This is a genomic window from Candidatus Pelagibacter sp. Uisw_121 (assembly GCF_047722545.1).
GTDB lineage: Bacteria > Pseudomonadota > Alphaproteobacteria > Pelagibacterales > Pelagibacteraceae > Pelagibacter.
On sequence record NZ_CP159816.1, the window covers coordinates 1,160,629 to 1,175,139 of the forward strand.

Consider the following 14,511-nt stretch of genomic DNA (forward strand, 5'->3'; position numbering starts at 1 on the left):
TGCTGTTTTTATTAATTCTTATAGAGTTGAAATTTATTTACCATAAAATAATGTTCTTTCAAAATGTCTAATTATAAAACTGTTTTTTTTACCTTGGGTGTTTTGCAAATTATTCTTGGAATTTCTATGATGATTCCGATTATATTCCAGTTTATTTATTCAGAAATTGATTCTTCCTTTATTGGAGGCTCTATAATTTCTATAATATTTGGTGTTTTATTTTTTTTAACAAATTTAAATCATGATAAAAAATTAAATCTGCAGCAAGCATTCTTATTAACTGCTCTATCTTGGTTAAGTATTGCAATATTTGGTTCTTTGCCTTTTATTTTTTCTACTCTTGAACTGTCAATTACTGACTCTTTTTTTGAAAGTATGTCTGGGATTACCACGACAGGGTCAACAATTATTCAAAACTTAGAAGGCGCCCCTAAATCGATACTTTTGTGGCGAGCAATGCTTCAGTGGTTAGGAGGAATTGGTGTTATTGTAATGGCAATAACTTTAATGCCAATAATGAATGTCGGTGGAATGCAATTATTTAAAATTTCAAGTAACGATTCTTCAGAAAAGTTATTACCAAAATCGAAAGAAATTTCTCTTAGACTGATTTATATTTATTTAGGTCTAACAGTGTTTTGTGCTGCCACATACAAAATTTTTGGTATGAATATTTTTGATAGCTTAACTCATTCAATGACCACGATAGCAACCGGTGGCTTTTCAAATTATAACGAATCAATTGGATATTTTAATAGCCTACCTATCGAAATTTCATCCATGGTTTTCATCATATTGGGTAGTTTACCTTTTATTGCTTATATAAAATTTTTAAATGGTGATAGAAAAATTTTTTTTTTCTGATGTTCAAATAAAATTTTTTTTTAAAATTATTATTTTTTCAATTATTATACTTTTTATTTATTTGTTTTTTCATAACAAAGATTTTTCTCAGATAAATATTAGGGCTATTTCTTTTAATGTTATTTCTATTTTAAGTGGTACGGGATATGTTACTGGTGAATTCGATGGATGGGGTAATTTCCCACTCATCTTCTTTTTAACTTTAATGTTCATTGGTGGATGTGCTGGTTCCACTACATGTGGAATTAAAATTTTTAGAATTCAAATTTTATATCTTTTTATTGTTAATCAATTAAAAAAAATTATTTACCCTAAAGGTATCTTTATAATAAAATATGACAAAAATAATGTAGATGAAAAATTTATGGCTTCTATCATCTCTTTTATTTTTCTTTATTTAGTTGTATTTTTTTTAATAACTGCATTCCTGTCTTTAAGTGGTTTAGATTTTGTTACTTCAATTTCGGGTGCTGCAACCTCAATCTCAAATGTTGGTCCAGGATTAGGTTCTACAATTGGCCCTAATAGCAATTTTTCAAGTTTACCAGAAATTTCTAAATGGATTTTAACACTTGGAATGATATTGGGTAGATTAGAACTTTTTGCAATACTTGTATTATTTCTACCATCTTTTTGGAGGCAATAAATTGAAAGATAAAAATATTAATATTTTTTTTAAAGACAAAACATTAAAGATGTTGTTTCTTGGATTTTCATCAGGACTACCTATACTTCTAGTGTTTTCTACTTTATCTGTTTGGCTATTTAAAGCTGGTATCGATAGAAGTACTGTAACACTGTTTAGCTGGGTAGGTTTTGCTTATGCATTTAAATACTTATGGTCCCCAATAGTTGATAACTTTAGAATTCCTTATTTTGAAAAATTAGGGCACAGAAGAGGATGGTTGCTCTTTACTCAATTGATGATTATTATTTCATTAATTTTAACTTCATTAACAGACCCTGCGAAAAGCTTAATATTTATTACAATATCAATAACATCTTTAGCCATATTTAGTTCTACACAAGATATTGTGGTTGATGCATTCAGGATAGAGTCAGCACCACAATATTTACAGGGTCCACTTTCATCCATGTATATAGCGGGATATAGGTTAGCAATGTTAGTTGGTGGTGCAGGCAGTTTATGGATCGCATCTTACTTTGGTAGTGAAATATATAATAAAGATGTATGGAAAATTGTTTATTTAATTATGGCTCTATTTATGCTTGTTGGCATAGCAACAACTTTATGGTCAGAAGAACCTAAAATAAACAAAAAAAATATCTTAAAAATCAATGAGCATGCAAAATTTTTATTCATTTTCATTCTTTCATTAGCTGGCTTTATTTTTTTATATAACTTTATTGAAAATCCCTTTGAAACAAGTGAAATACTAAAAAAATTCTTATTCTCTGTTATGAGAATTATTTTATGTTTTTCTTTTTTTGGAATTATTATTTTCTTCTTAATAAACACTAAATATATTTCTAAAAAAAAAGTTAAGAAGATATATTTTGATCCAATATTAAATTTTATAGAAAGATATGGAAAGTTTGCTTTTTCCATACTCTTACTAATAGGGCTTTACAGAATAGCAGATGTTGTAATGGGCGTCATGGCAAATATATTTTATCTTGAAAAAGGGTTTAACATAAATCAAATAGCAACATATTCAAAATTTTTTGGTGTCTTTGCTACAATAATAGGTGGGTTTTTGGGTGGATTTTTTTGTTTAAAATTTGGAACGATGAAATCATTATTTTTAGGTGCGTTGATAGCCTCTTGTAGTAATTTATTATTTGCCTGGCTTGCTATATCTGAGGCGAGCATTAAATTTTTAATAGCTGTAATTACTGCTGATAATATTGCAAGTGGATTTGCTGGTGCCGCTTTTGTGGTCTATTTATCTGGCCTAACATCTATAAAGTTTACAGCAACACAATATGCACTATTTAGCTCGGTAATGCTTTTTATACCTAAATTAGTCGCTGGTTATTCTGGTAGTTGGGTTGATGCTATCGGTTATTCAAATTACTTTATAGTTACTGCTTTACTTGGTGTACCAGTATTAATATTAATAATATGGCTATCAAAAGTAGCTCCAATAAAAAATTGAATGATAAATAATAGATTAATTCTAAATGTTTACGAAGATAGTTCTTCCAAGAAAAAAATATCTACGCAACTTTTGTATGGAGATAAATTTAAAATAATTAAAAGACTTAATAGTACATTAAAAATTAAAACTTCTTATGATAATTATGTTGGATATATTACAAGGGGAAATTTTCCTGAAAATGAAAAACAAACACATAAGATTTCAGTTTTAAAAGCTTCTCTATATACTAAGCCTAATATACAATCTAAATTAGATAAACAGATTAGCTTTTGTTCATTGATCAAAGTAAAAAAGTATAAAGGTGAATTTTATAATTTTGATAAATACTGGATTAAAAAAAAAGATGTGAACCTCATTAAAAATAAAAATAAACTTTTTGATAATGTTAAAATTTTTAAAGATGTAAAGTACAAATGGGGTGGTAATAGCTACAAGGGTATTGACTGCTCTGCTTTAGTTCAAATTTTTTTTAAATTTAATAACATATTTTGTCCAAGAGATACTAAAGATCAGGTAAAATTTTTTAACAAAGTTAATAAAAAAAATATATATAAAAAAAATAACCTTATTTATTGGAAAGGGCATGTTGCAATTTGTCTTGATAATAATTATTTAATTCATGCCTATGGTCCCAAAAAAAAAGTTGTGAGAATGAATATTAAAGATACTGTTTTAGAAATTAAGAAAAAATCCAATTTAGATGTAACAAGTATTAAAAAAATCAATGATATCTGATCAACAATTAAAGATAAAAACTGATGTATTAACCAATAAATTGAGTGCTGGTCTATTCGATGAGGTAATAGCTGAAGCTAAAGGTTTATTACGAAATCGAAGTCATCAAATAATTTATAATATACTATCAATTGCATATCAAAGTTTAGGAAAATTTGATCTTTCTGTAAAGATTATGGAGGAAGCTCTTAAAAAGAACCCAAAGAATCCTTATTTTTTGAACAACATGGGAATAAGTAAACACAAGTTAGAAAGCTTTGAAGAGGCAGAACATTATTTTAAAAGAGGACTTGATGTTGCGCCTAACTATATAAATATTTTAAATAATATTGGTAACCTTAAAAAAGATTTAAATCAGACAGATGAAGCAATTTTTTTTTATAAAAAATCCTTATTAGTCAACAATGACTCAGTAGAAATACAACTTAACTTAGCATCAATCTATATAACATTAGGTAAATTTAATGATGCAGAGAATCATTTGAATAAAATTTTAGAAATTAATCCAAAATTCACTGAGGCGGATCGGTTAATTACATCATTTACAAAATATAGAGATGGTAGTCATCATCTTAAAACAATGATTAATAAAATTGAAGATAAAACTCTTAATAAAAACCAATTAATACATCTTCATTTTGCACTTGGAAAAGCTTTCGAAGATGTAAAAAAATATGAAGACTCTTTTAAAAACTTTAACAAAGCGAATGAATACCTAAACGAAATTGTTAGTTATGATATATGTCAAGATGTTGAAAAATTTGAAAGAATTAAAAAAACAACTGAATATGTAAATAGAACTATAATAAATAAAAACTTACGCCAATTAATTTTTATAGTGGGTATGCCTAGATCTGGTACATCCTTAATCGAGCAAATAATATCATCTCACGCAAATGTTTTTGGGGGTGGAGAGCTTCCGTATTTATCAAACATTATACATAAAGAAATTTTAGATAATAAAAAATTAAATACTATCAAAAATAATGATTTAAAAAATTTATTAGAAATAGTGCAAAAACAATACATTTCCAAAATATCAAAAATAGATTCTTCAAATAAGGTTTTTACTGATAAGGCGCCATTAAACTTTAAATATATTGGTTTTATAAAAAGTATATTTCCAAACTCAAAAATTATTAATTGTAACAGAGATCCTATTGATATTTGCTGGTCTAATTATAAAAATTTTTTTTCTGGGACTTTACCTTTTTCTAATAATCTTGATAACCTCGCTTCGTATTATTCTCTTTATCAAAATTATATTGAATTTTGGAAAAAATTATTCCCAAATGAGATTTATAATATAGTTTATGAAAATTTAGTTGAAAACCCAACAGGAGAAATAAAAAAATTATTAAATTTTTGTGATTTAGAATGGGATGAAAATTGTCTAAACCATGAAAATAACCCAAAATCGATAAAAACTGCTAGTTGGGCTCAAGCAAGAAAACCTATTTATAAATCTGCTGTTAAATCATTCTGATCATTTTAGAATGTATCTAGCTAAATTAATTAAAAATATAAAAGTTTAATTCTTTCTTCCAAAATCAGGCTTATTTATATCTTGCTTTAATTTTATTATTTTTTTTCTAACTTTTTTTGTATCTGTAAGCTTTTTAATTATTGATTTATTATTCCTTGATTGAATATCCTTTTTAAATGCTTGTAAATTTTTAATAAATAAATCAATAGCTTTAGAAATATTTTTTTGATTATTAAAAAAAATATCTCTCCACATAATTTCATTGGAAGCGGCAATTCTTGAAAAATCTCTCAAGCCACCTGCACTAAATTTTATTAATTCATATCTTTGTTGTTTTTCGAAATCTGTTGCTGTTTTAACCAAATTATATGCTATTAAATGAGGCAAATGACTTGTTATAGAAAAAACCGTATCATGTCTTTTTGAGTCCATAATTGCAACTTTTGAACCAATCTTTTTCCAAAACTTGGTAAGTATCAGAAGATGTTTTCTGTTGGTATTTTTTTCTTTTATTAATATGCACCATTTATTAAGGAATAAATTTTTTACTCCATTTTCTGGGCCACTAACTTCTGAACCTGCGATAGGGTGACTGGATGTCCAAAAAATTCCTTTTTTCAATTTTTTTTTAATTAAGTCCATAGACTTTACTTTAGATGACCCAACATCTGTAATGATAGTTTTAGGTAATAAATATTTGTTTATCTTTAAAATTATTTTTTCATATTCCCCTAGTGGAGTGCAAAATATTATCAAATCTAAGTTTGGGATAATTTGCTTTAAATCATTTGTAATTTCACATGGTAATTTTAATTTTTTGATTTTTAAAATATTTAATTTTGATTTTTCATAGACAAATATTTTTTTAGCTATTTTTTTTTCAAATATTGCCCTTAATAATGAAGAACCAATTAAACCACAGCCTATAATTAAAATATTTTTCATAATTAATTAAAGATAGCCTTAATTGTTTTTATAAATCTCATATTCTCTTTTTTTGATCCAATTGTTAATCTTAATTTGTTTTTAATATTATATCCATCCTCTGTAGATCTTAATATAATTCCTTTTAACTGCATTTTATTTAAAATATTATTAGCTGAAAATTTACATTTATCAAAATTTAACAGTAAAAAATTAGCTGTCACCTCATTAGAGAAAATTTTTAATTTTTCTAAAACATTTCTAACTTTATTTGCTTCTGTGATATTGTGTTTCACAGATAGATTAATAAAATTTCTATCTTTTAAAGCTTCTATTGCTGCCAACTGTGCAACTTGATTTACATTAAATGGAGGTCTAATTAAATTCATTGCAGAGATAATTTTCTTGGGCCCGTGACCCCAACCAACTCTTAATGAGGCTAGGCCATATATTTTTGAAAAAGTTCTTAACACAACAACGTTATCTTTATTTTTAAATAAATCTAAACCGGATTTATAATCTTTATTTTTCATATATTCAAAGTATGCATCATCCAAAACTAGTAAAATATTTTTATTCAATTTCAATCTTAGTTCTATTAATTCTGCTCTACTTAGATATGTTCCTGTTGGGTTATTAGGATTAGCAATAAATACAATCTTAGTTTTTTTTGTTACTTTCTTTATAATTTCATTTATTGAAACTTTAAAATTTTCTTCCTTGGAAAAAACAACTTTTGCTCCCACTATTTGTGCATATATTCTGTACATTAAAAAGCTATATTGAGGAACAATCACTTCATCAGAGGGTTTTAAGTATAACTGGCAAATCATTTGAATAATTTCATCTGACCCTGCACCACAAATTATTTTCTCAAAATCACACTTATATTTTTTTGAAATTTCTTTTCTTAAGTTTTTTGCTTTACCGTCTGGATACTTTGATATTAACAATTCTTTATTCTGTAAAATTTTTTTTACTCTTGGACTGACGCCAAGAGCTGACTCATTTGCTGACAATTTTATAACATTTCGTATTTTTGCTATATTCGACTTACCCGGTTTATAGGCCTCTATTTTGAATTTTTTGAATTTTGGAACTGTCATTTTATTTATTTAATTTACCTTATAAATAAAATATTATGCTTTCATATAGAATAAGTCATTTTTTAAAAAAATTGACATAAGAAATACTATCTAGTACAAAAAATATGCGCTGATTTAACTGAATTGCGAGCGCTTAAAAAAAACCGCTAAATAAGTTTTTTTGTCTCACAATTCAAATTTGGCTAATATTTATGAATAAAAATGTGAACATAAAAAATATTATAATAGATAAACCATTAAAATTAGATTGTGGTCAAACTATCAATAACTATTCAATAGCTTATGAGACTTATGGCTCTCTAAATCAAAAAAAAGATAATGCTATTCTAATTTTTCATGCTTTGACTGGTGATCAATTTGTTTCTGGTATAAACCCGATTACTAAAAAAGAAGGTTGGTGGTCCTATGCTGTTGGGTCTGGTAAGGCTATTGATACGGATAAATACTTTGTAATTTGTGCCAATGTTATTGGTGGGTGTATGGGTTCATTTGGTCCTAATGAAATTAACCCTGATACTAATAAAAAATATGGTACCACTTTTCCTGTCATCACAATTAATGATATGGTTAACGCACAATTTAATCTCTTAAATTTTTTCAATATTGATAAATTATTTGCTGTTATTGGTGGTTCTATGGGTGGCATGCAGACACTTCAGTTTGTTAATAACTTTCCTGATAAAGCAAAAGTTGCTATTCCAATAGCCTGTACAGCTAGTCACTCAGCTCAAAACATTGCTTTTAATGAACTTGGTAGACAATCAATTATGGCTGATGCTAATTGGGAAAATGGTGATTACTCTAATCAAAATAAAAATCCTAACAAAGGATTGTCTGTTGCAAGAATGGCTGCACATATAACTTATTTATCTAAAAATGGTCTTCAGGAGAAATTTGGAAGAAAGTTGCAAGAAAGAGATGATTTGAAATTTGGTTTTGATGCAGACTTTCAAATAGAAAGTTATTTAAGATATCAAGGGTCTGTATTTGTTGATAGATTTGACGCTAATAGCTATCTATACATAACAAGAGCAATGGATTATTTTGATTTAATCAAAGAACATAACGGTAATTTATCTAAAGCATTTGAAAAAACTAAAACTAAGTTTCTTATTATATCATTTACTTCTGATTGGCTTTATCCAACTTCTGAAAATAAAGAAATTGTTATAGCCTTAAATGCCATAGGTGCTGAGGTCGGATTTGTTGAAATTGAATCTGATAAAGGGCACGATTCATTCCTTTTAGAAGTTCCTAAGTTTTTAAATACTCTAGGTGATTATATTAAAACAGCTTATTCTAAAAATTAAACATGAAACAAGAATTTAAAATAATCTCTGATCTAATTAAAAAAAATACTAGAGTCTTAGATGTGGGCTGTGGAGATGGCATATTAATGGAATATCTTAAAGACAATAAAGAAATAGACATAAGGGGAATAGAGATCTCAAAAGATAATGTTCAAAAATGTTTATCAAAAGGACTAACGGTTATTGAAGGTGATGCAGAAAAAGATCTATTACAATTTCCTAACGGTTCCTTTGATTTCGTTATTTTAAGTCAAACATTACAAGCATTTTTAAAACCTGAAATAGTCATCAAAGAGCTATTGAGAGTCGGCAAAAAAGCTATTGTTACAATACCTAATTTTGGTTTTTGGAAGGTTAGACTTCACCTATTAATTAAAGGAACAATGCCAATTACAAAAAATCTACCCGACGAGTGGTATAATACCCCTAACCTTCATATGTGCACCATAAAAGATTTTTATAACTTTTGTGAAAATAGAAAGATTAAATTAGGCAAATCATCAGCACTGCATAATGAAAAAATATCTTCTATTAATAAACTTAACCTAAATATTAAAAATTTATCCGCAGAACTAGGTATTTTTTTAATTGAAAATTAAATGGAAATTCAAATAATACCCTGTCTGCAAGATAATTATTCTTATCTAATCATTGATAAAACTAAAAATATTGCATGTGTGATCGACCCAAGTGAAGCACAACCTATTATCAAATATTTGGAAGAAAAAAATATACATTTAAAATATATATTAAATACACATCATCATTATGATCATGTGGGAGGTAATACAGAACTAAAAGAAAAATATGGAGCTAGTATTATTGGGTATAAAGGAGATAAGGATAGAATTCCAGAAATAGATATATTAGTCAGCGATCAAGACATTTTGCACAAAGAAAATTTCCAGGCTAAAATTTTTCATATACCCGGTCATACCCTTGGTCATATATGTTTTTATTTTTATAATGAAGAATCAATTTTTACAGGAGACACTCTCTTTTCACTTGGTTGTGGTAAGATTTTTGAAGGAACCTACTCTCAGATGTATAATTCATTAATGAAAATAAAAGCATTGCCAGAAAAAACGAAGATTTATTGTGGACATGAATATACTAAACAAAACTCAAAATTTTGTATTACTCATGATAAAGATAATGAAAACCTAAAAATTAAGATTAAAGATATAAATAAAAAATTAAAAAACAATCTACCCACTATTCCGTCCACTATTAAAGAGGAATTAGAGTGCAATATTTTTCTTAGATCTGATACAGAAGAAATATTTTCAAAATTGAGGGATTTAAAGGATAATTTCTAGCTTATTCGGACTTGACTAAAATAGGTCCCCGACTATATTGCTGATTATAAAAACAGATCAAACAATGTCATACGCAATCATACAAACAGGCGGAAAACAGTATAAAGTAAAGGCTGGAGAAATACTTAAAATTGAAAGATTAGAGGATTCTAAACTCGAAACTAAAATAGAGTTTAAAGAAATTTTAGCTTATGGAGATGACAAAAATATTGAAGTTGGATCACCGACAGTTGAAGGTGCAAAAGTTGAAGCAGATCTTGTTGAAAATGGAAAAAATAGAACAATATTAATTTTCAAAAAAAGACGAAGACAAAATTCTAGAAGAAAGAATGGTCATAGACAGCAATATTCATTAATAAGAATTAGTAAAATATTTTCTAAAGATGGTAAAATTTTATCTGAAGCAGAAAAAATGGTTAAACCAACTAAAAAAATTGAAAAGGTTGAAGCTAAAGTAGAAGCTGAAGCAGTTAATAAATAAATTAGGCAAATTATGGCTACAAAAAAAGCAGGTGGATCATCGAGAAACGGACGAGATAGTGCTGGTCGTAGACTTGGAGTTAAGAAGTATGGTGGTGAAGTAGTGATTCCTGGAAACATCATTGTTAGACAAAGAGGAACTAAAATTTTTCCTGGTGAAAATGTGGGTATGGGAAAAGATCATTCAATTTTTTCTGTTGTTGAAGGAAAAGTAGTATTTAAAAAAGGTAGATTAGACAGAACATTCGTTTCCGTAAAACCCAATTAGTAGTACAACTAAAAACTAACAGTTGTAATATGAAGTTTCTAGATCAAGTAAAAATTTATGTAAAGGCCGGCAATGGTGGGCATGGTTCTCCTAGTTTTCGTAGAGAGAAATTTATTGAATACGGTGGACCTGACGGTGGTGACGGAGGTAAAGGTGGAACCATATTCCTAAGATCAGAAAGAAATTTAAATACCCTTATCGATTATAGATTTCAACAACACCATAAAGCAGGAAGAGGAGTAAATGGTTCTGGACAAAATCGTACAGGTCATGGTGGAGAAGATTTATTTTTAAAGGTTCCAATAGGTACACAAGTTTTTGAAGAAGATAATAAAACTTTAATTTATGATTTTAAAAAAGAAGGTGAAGAATTTATTGTAGCTAAAGGTGGTAAAGGTGGTCTTGGAAACACTAGATTTAAAAGTTCCACTAATAGAGCTCCAAAAAAATTTACTAAAGGTGCAATTGGTGAAGAATATGTAATTTGGCTTCAATTAAAAACTATTGCGGATGTTGGTATTGTTGGATTACCTAACGCAGGTAAATCAAGCTTACTAGCTGCCATTACAAATGCGATGCCTAAAATTTCAAACTATAAATTTACAACACTAAATCCAAATCTTGGTGTTGCAAGTTATGATGATAAGGAAATAACTCTAGCTGATATTCCTGGATTAGTTGAAGGTGCACATGAAGGTGTGGGTCTTGGTATTCAATTTTTAAAACACATAGAAAGATGTAAAACTTTAATGCATTTAATAGATATTACTGATGAAGACCTTGAAAATACATATAAACAAGTTCGAAATGAGCTAGGGAGTTACAGTAAAGATTTACTAGAAAAAAAAGAAATAATTGTATTAAATAAGACAGATTTATTAGAGGAAGAAGAGGTGAAAGAAATTTTAAAGAATTTTTCTAAAAATAAAGACTCTGAGGTGGTTACACTCTCAACATTAGAAAAAGGCTCAATATCTAAAATTAAAGCTAAATTACTCTCCTATGTATCTTAAGGATTCTAAAATAATTGTAATTAAGATTGGCTCATCTTTATTAATAGATGATAAAAAAAAAGTAAGAAAAAAATGGCTTACTGAATTTGCTAAAGATATTCAGGAACTAATAAAACAGAATAAAAAAATTATTATTGTAAGCTCAGGGGCAATAGCAATGGGTTGCAAAAAACTAAATATTAGCAAAAAGAACCTTAAGATTGATAAAAGTCAGGCTGTTGCATCTATTGGGCAAATTGAACTAATGAATTTATTCTCGGAAATATTTGTTAAATTGAAAATTAATATTTCTCAAATTCTTCTCACTTTGGAAGACACAGAACAAAGAAGAAGAGCCCTCAATGCAAAAAGAACTTTTGATAACTTATTTAAACTAGGCTTTGTGCCAATAGTTAATGAAAATGATACTATTGCTACTTCAGAGATTAAGTATGGTGACAATGACAGATTAGCATCTCGTGTTGCACAAATATCGGGTGCGGACTCACTTATATTGCTTTCTGATGTAGACGGTCTTTATACGCACAATCCAAAAATATATAAAAATGCAAAATTAATAAAAGAAATTAAAAATATAGATAAAGATATAGAAAAAATAGCCACCAAAAGTATTAGTGAGCATGGCACAGGTGGTATGAAGACTAAAATAGATGCTGCAAAAATCTGTCAATTATCAGGATGTCAAATGGTAATAGCAAATGGATTATTAAGCAGACCCATTAAAAAAATAACTGAAGAGAATAATTGCACATGGTTTTTACCTAAAGTTTCAAAATTGGCTGCTAGAAAAAAATGGATTATTAGCTCTATTTCACCTAAGGGTGCACTTATTATTGATGACGGTGCAAAACAGGCACTTTCAAATGGTAAAAGCTTATTAGCAGCAGGAATAAAAAAAGTGTCTGGCCGTTTTAGTAAAGGTGACCACATCAAAGTTTTAGATAGAAATAATTACGAATGCGCAAGAGGACTTAGTTCCTTTTCATCGAATGAAATAGAAAAAATTATGGGTCACCACTCAAAAGAGATAGAAAAATTACTAGGATATATTTCTAAATCAGAAGTAATTCATAAAGATGATATAGTAGAGGTATAAAATGAGTAAATATATGAAATTAATAGGTCAAAATGCAAGAAAGGCGTCACTAGATAAAGTTAATTCAAAAACTAAAAATAAAATTTTAAAAAGATATGCTTTTTTATTAGGTAAAGAAAAAAAAATCCATACTTAAAGCTAATCAAAAAGATATCCAATTTGCTCTTAGCAAGGGCTTAAAAAACAATCTAATAGAAAGATTAACTATTGATGAAAAAAAATTAATAGGCATAAAAAATTCTATAAATAAAATTGCTAACTTAAAAGATCCTGTTGATACCACTTTAGAAAAATGGCGAAGACCAAATGGTTTAACAATTAGCAGAGTGTCTATACCTATTGGTGTTATAGGTGTTATTTACGAAAGTAGACCAAACGTGACATCCGATGTTGCAAGTTTATGCTTCAAATCTGGAAATGCTGTAATTTTAAAGGGTGGCTCTGAGGCTATAAATACTAATAAAATTTTAGCAAAACTATTTAGAAAGTCACTTAGGGAAAATAGAGTGAATGAAAACTTTATTCAATTTGTAAACTCCAAAGACAGAAAAATGGTCGACTTTATGCTTTCAAAAATGAAAGATTATATTGATGTAATAATACCTCGTGGTGGAAAAAATTTAGTAAAAAGAGTTCAGCAATTTTCAAGTGTCCCTATTATCGGTCACCTGGAAGGTCTTTGTCATACTTTTATTGATAAGGATGCCAATCTAAAGATGGCTACAGAAATTATCTATAATGCTAAGCTAAGAAACACTAGTATTTGTGGGGCTACGGAAACAATTTTAATACATGAAAAAATTGTTAAGAAATTCTGTAACCCAATTTTAAAAAAGTTAGAAGAAAATAATTGCAAGATCTATGGAGACCGTTTTTTGAAAAAATATTACAAGGGAAAAATTTATCCAGTAAAAGAAAAAGATTGGTCTACTGAATATTTATCAGCAGTAGTTTCTGTAAAAACAGTCAAAGATTGTGACGATGCCATTAATCATATTAACAAATATGGAACTATGCACACCGACTCTATAATTACTAAAAATAAAAAAACTGCAAATAAATTCTTAAAAAATGTTAAAAGCTCAATAGCAATGCATAATACATCTACTCAATTTGCAGATGGTGGTGAATTTGGTTTTGGTGGTGAGGTTGGGATTTCAACAAACACGTTGCCTCCAAGAGGACCTGTTGGATTAGGACAGCTCGTTTCATACAAATATGAAATTATTAGTAATGGTAAAACTAGAAAATAACTTAAAACAGAAAAAGACAAAAATTGGAATCTTGGGGGGAACTTTTGATCCTGCCCACAAGGGCCATTTGGAAATCTCTAAACAGGCTAAAAAAATATTAGAATTAAAAAATATTATATGGGCAATTACTAAACAAAACCCATTTAAAAACGCAAGTAAAACAGATCTTAAAAATAGAATAAAATTTGCAAAAAAATTCATTGGTAAAAATGATTTTATTAAAGTTAAATTTTATGAAGAAAAAGTTCTATCTAATAAAACAATCGATCTCATCAATTATTTAGATAAAGATAAAAAATTCAAGATCTATTTTATTATGGGTGCTGACAATCTAATCAATTTTCATAAATGGTATAAGTGGAAATCCATTTTAAAAAAATGCAATCTGCTTGTATTTGATCGACAGGGGTATAAAGCTAAATCGCTAAAGTCTGTTACCTTTAATGGTGTGAATAAAAAAAAATTATCTTTTATTAATTTTAAAAAAGTCAATATTTCATCTTCTCAATTAAGAAAAATTTGATAAGGTAAATT

Annotated in this window: 15 protein-coding genes and 1 pseudogene; 14 read left to right on the forward strand and 2 right to left on the reverse strand. The window is 27.8% G+C overall.

What is annotated here, in order from left to right:
• The first annotated feature begins 63 nt into the window (after positions 1-63).
• The 5 genes from ABXT52_RS06200 to ABXT52_RS06220 are packed head-to-tail and all read left to right on the forward strand — an operon-like array spanning position 64 to position 5,208.
• Positions 64-864, forward strand: a complete 801-nt coding sequence (locus tag ABXT52_RS06200) for a TrkH family potassium uptake protein (protein ID WP_415271691.1) — start codon at positions 64-66, stop codon at positions 862-864.
• The gene (locus ABXT52_RS06205; protein WP_415271692.1) at positions 836-1,510 is read left to right on the forward strand and encodes a potassium transporter TrkG; all 675 of its coding nucleotides are present in this window, start codon (positions 836-838) and stop codon (positions 1,508-1,510) included. The genes ABXT52_RS06200 and ABXT52_RS06205 overlap by 29 nt, the downstream gene beginning before the upstream one ends.
• 1 nt (position 1,511) lies before the next feature.
• On the forward strand, positions 1,512-2,984 hold the full coding sequence (locus ABXT52_RS06210; RefSeq protein ID WP_415271693.1) for an AmpG family muropeptide MFS transporter: 1,473 nt from the start codon (positions 1,512-1,514) through the stop codon (positions 2,982-2,984).
• Positions 2,985-3,722, forward strand: a complete 738-nt coding sequence (locus ABXT52_RS06215; RefSeq protein WP_415271694.1) for an NlpC/P60 family protein — start codon at positions 2,985-2,987, stop codon at positions 3,720-3,722.
• Positions 3,712-5,208, forward strand: a complete 1,497-nt coding sequence (locus ABXT52_RS06220; RefSeq protein ID WP_415271695.1) for a tetratricopeptide repeat-containing sulfotransferase family protein — start codon at positions 3,712-3,714, stop codon at positions 5,206-5,208. The genes ABXT52_RS06215 and ABXT52_RS06220 overlap by 11 nt, the downstream gene beginning before the upstream one ends.
• Before the next feature lie 45 nt (positions 5,209-5,253).
• On the opposite strand, the gene ABXT52_RS06225 is transcribed toward ABXT52_RS06220, so the two are convergent.
• The gene (locus ABXT52_RS06225; RefSeq protein ID WP_415271696.1) at positions 5,254-6,153 is read right to left on the reverse strand and encodes a prephenate dehydrogenase; all 900 of its coding nucleotides are present in this window, start codon (positions 6,151-6,153) and stop codon (positions 5,254-5,256) included.
• 2 nt (positions 6,154-6,155) lie between these two features.
• A complete protein-coding gene (gene hisC, locus ABXT52_RS06230; RefSeq protein ID WP_415271697.1) occupies positions 6,156-7,238 on the reverse strand; it encodes a histidinol-phosphate transaminase in 1,083 nt (360 codons plus the stop codon).
• A 191-nt stretch (positions 7,239-7,429) separates the two neighbouring features.
• Here hisC and metX point away from each other — a divergent pair, with 191 nt between their 5' ends.
• The 9 genes and pseudogenes from metX (at position 7,430) to nadD (ending at position 14,500) form a co-directional block, all read left to right on the forward strand.
• The gene (gene metX, locus ABXT52_RS06235; RefSeq protein WP_415271698.1) at positions 7,430-8,548 is read left to right on the forward strand and encodes a homoserine O-acetyltransferase MetX; all 1,119 of its coding nucleotides are present in this window, start codon (positions 7,430-7,432) and stop codon (positions 8,546-8,548) included.
• Positions 8,549-8,550: 2 nt separating this feature from the next.
• Complete coding sequence (gene metW, locus ABXT52_RS06240; RefSeq protein ID WP_415271699.1) at positions 8,551-9,147, forward strand: methionine biosynthesis protein MetW; 597 nt, start codon at positions 8,551-8,553, stop codon at positions 9,145-9,147.
• On the forward strand, positions 9,148-9,867 hold the full coding sequence (gene gloB, locus ABXT52_RS06245) for a hydroxyacylglutathione hydrolase (protein WP_415271700.1): 720 nt from the start codon (positions 9,148-9,150) through the stop codon (positions 9,865-9,867).
• Between the two features lie 64 nt (positions 9,868-9,931).
• Positions 9,932-10,348 carry a 50S ribosomal protein L21 gene (rplU, locus tag ABXT52_RS06250; RefSeq protein WP_271525758.1) on the forward strand — a complete coding sequence of 139 codons (417 nt, stop codon included), beginning with the start codon at positions 9,932-9,934 and terminating at the stop codon, positions 10,346-10,348.
• A 12-nt stretch (positions 10,349-10,360) separates the two neighbouring features.
• Positions 10,361-10,615 (forward strand): 50S ribosomal protein L27, encoded by a 255-nt coding sequence (rpmA, locus tag ABXT52_RS06255; RefSeq protein WP_271525759.1) that lies wholly within the window; start codon positions 10,361-10,363, stop codon positions 10,613-10,615.
• Positions 10,616-10,644: 29 nt separating this feature from the next.
• Positions 10,645-11,628 carry an Obg family GTPase CgtA gene (gene cgtA, locus ABXT52_RS06260; protein ID WP_415271701.1) on the forward strand — a complete coding sequence of 328 codons (984 nt, stop codon included), beginning with the start codon at positions 10,645-10,647 and terminating at the stop codon, positions 11,626-11,628.
• Positions 11,618-12,724, forward strand: a complete 1,107-nt coding sequence (gene proB / locus ABXT52_RS06265) for a glutamate 5-kinase (protein ID WP_415271702.1) — start codon at positions 11,618-11,620, stop codon at positions 12,722-12,724. The genes cgtA and proB overlap by 11 nt, the downstream gene beginning before the upstream one ends.
• Position 12,725: 1 nt before the next feature.
• Positions 12,726-13,977 (forward strand): annotated as a pseudogene (locus ABXT52_RS06270) (glutamate-5-semialdehyde dehydrogenase).
• On the forward strand, positions 13,958-14,500 hold the full coding sequence (gene nadD / locus ABXT52_RS06275; RefSeq protein WP_415271703.1) for a nicotinate (nicotinamide) nucleotide adenylyltransferase: 543 nt from the start codon (positions 13,958-13,960) through the stop codon (positions 14,498-14,500). The pseudogene ABXT52_RS06270 and the gene nadD overlap by 20 nt, the downstream one beginning before the upstream one ends.
• Positions 14,501-14,511 lie beyond the last annotated feature (11 nt).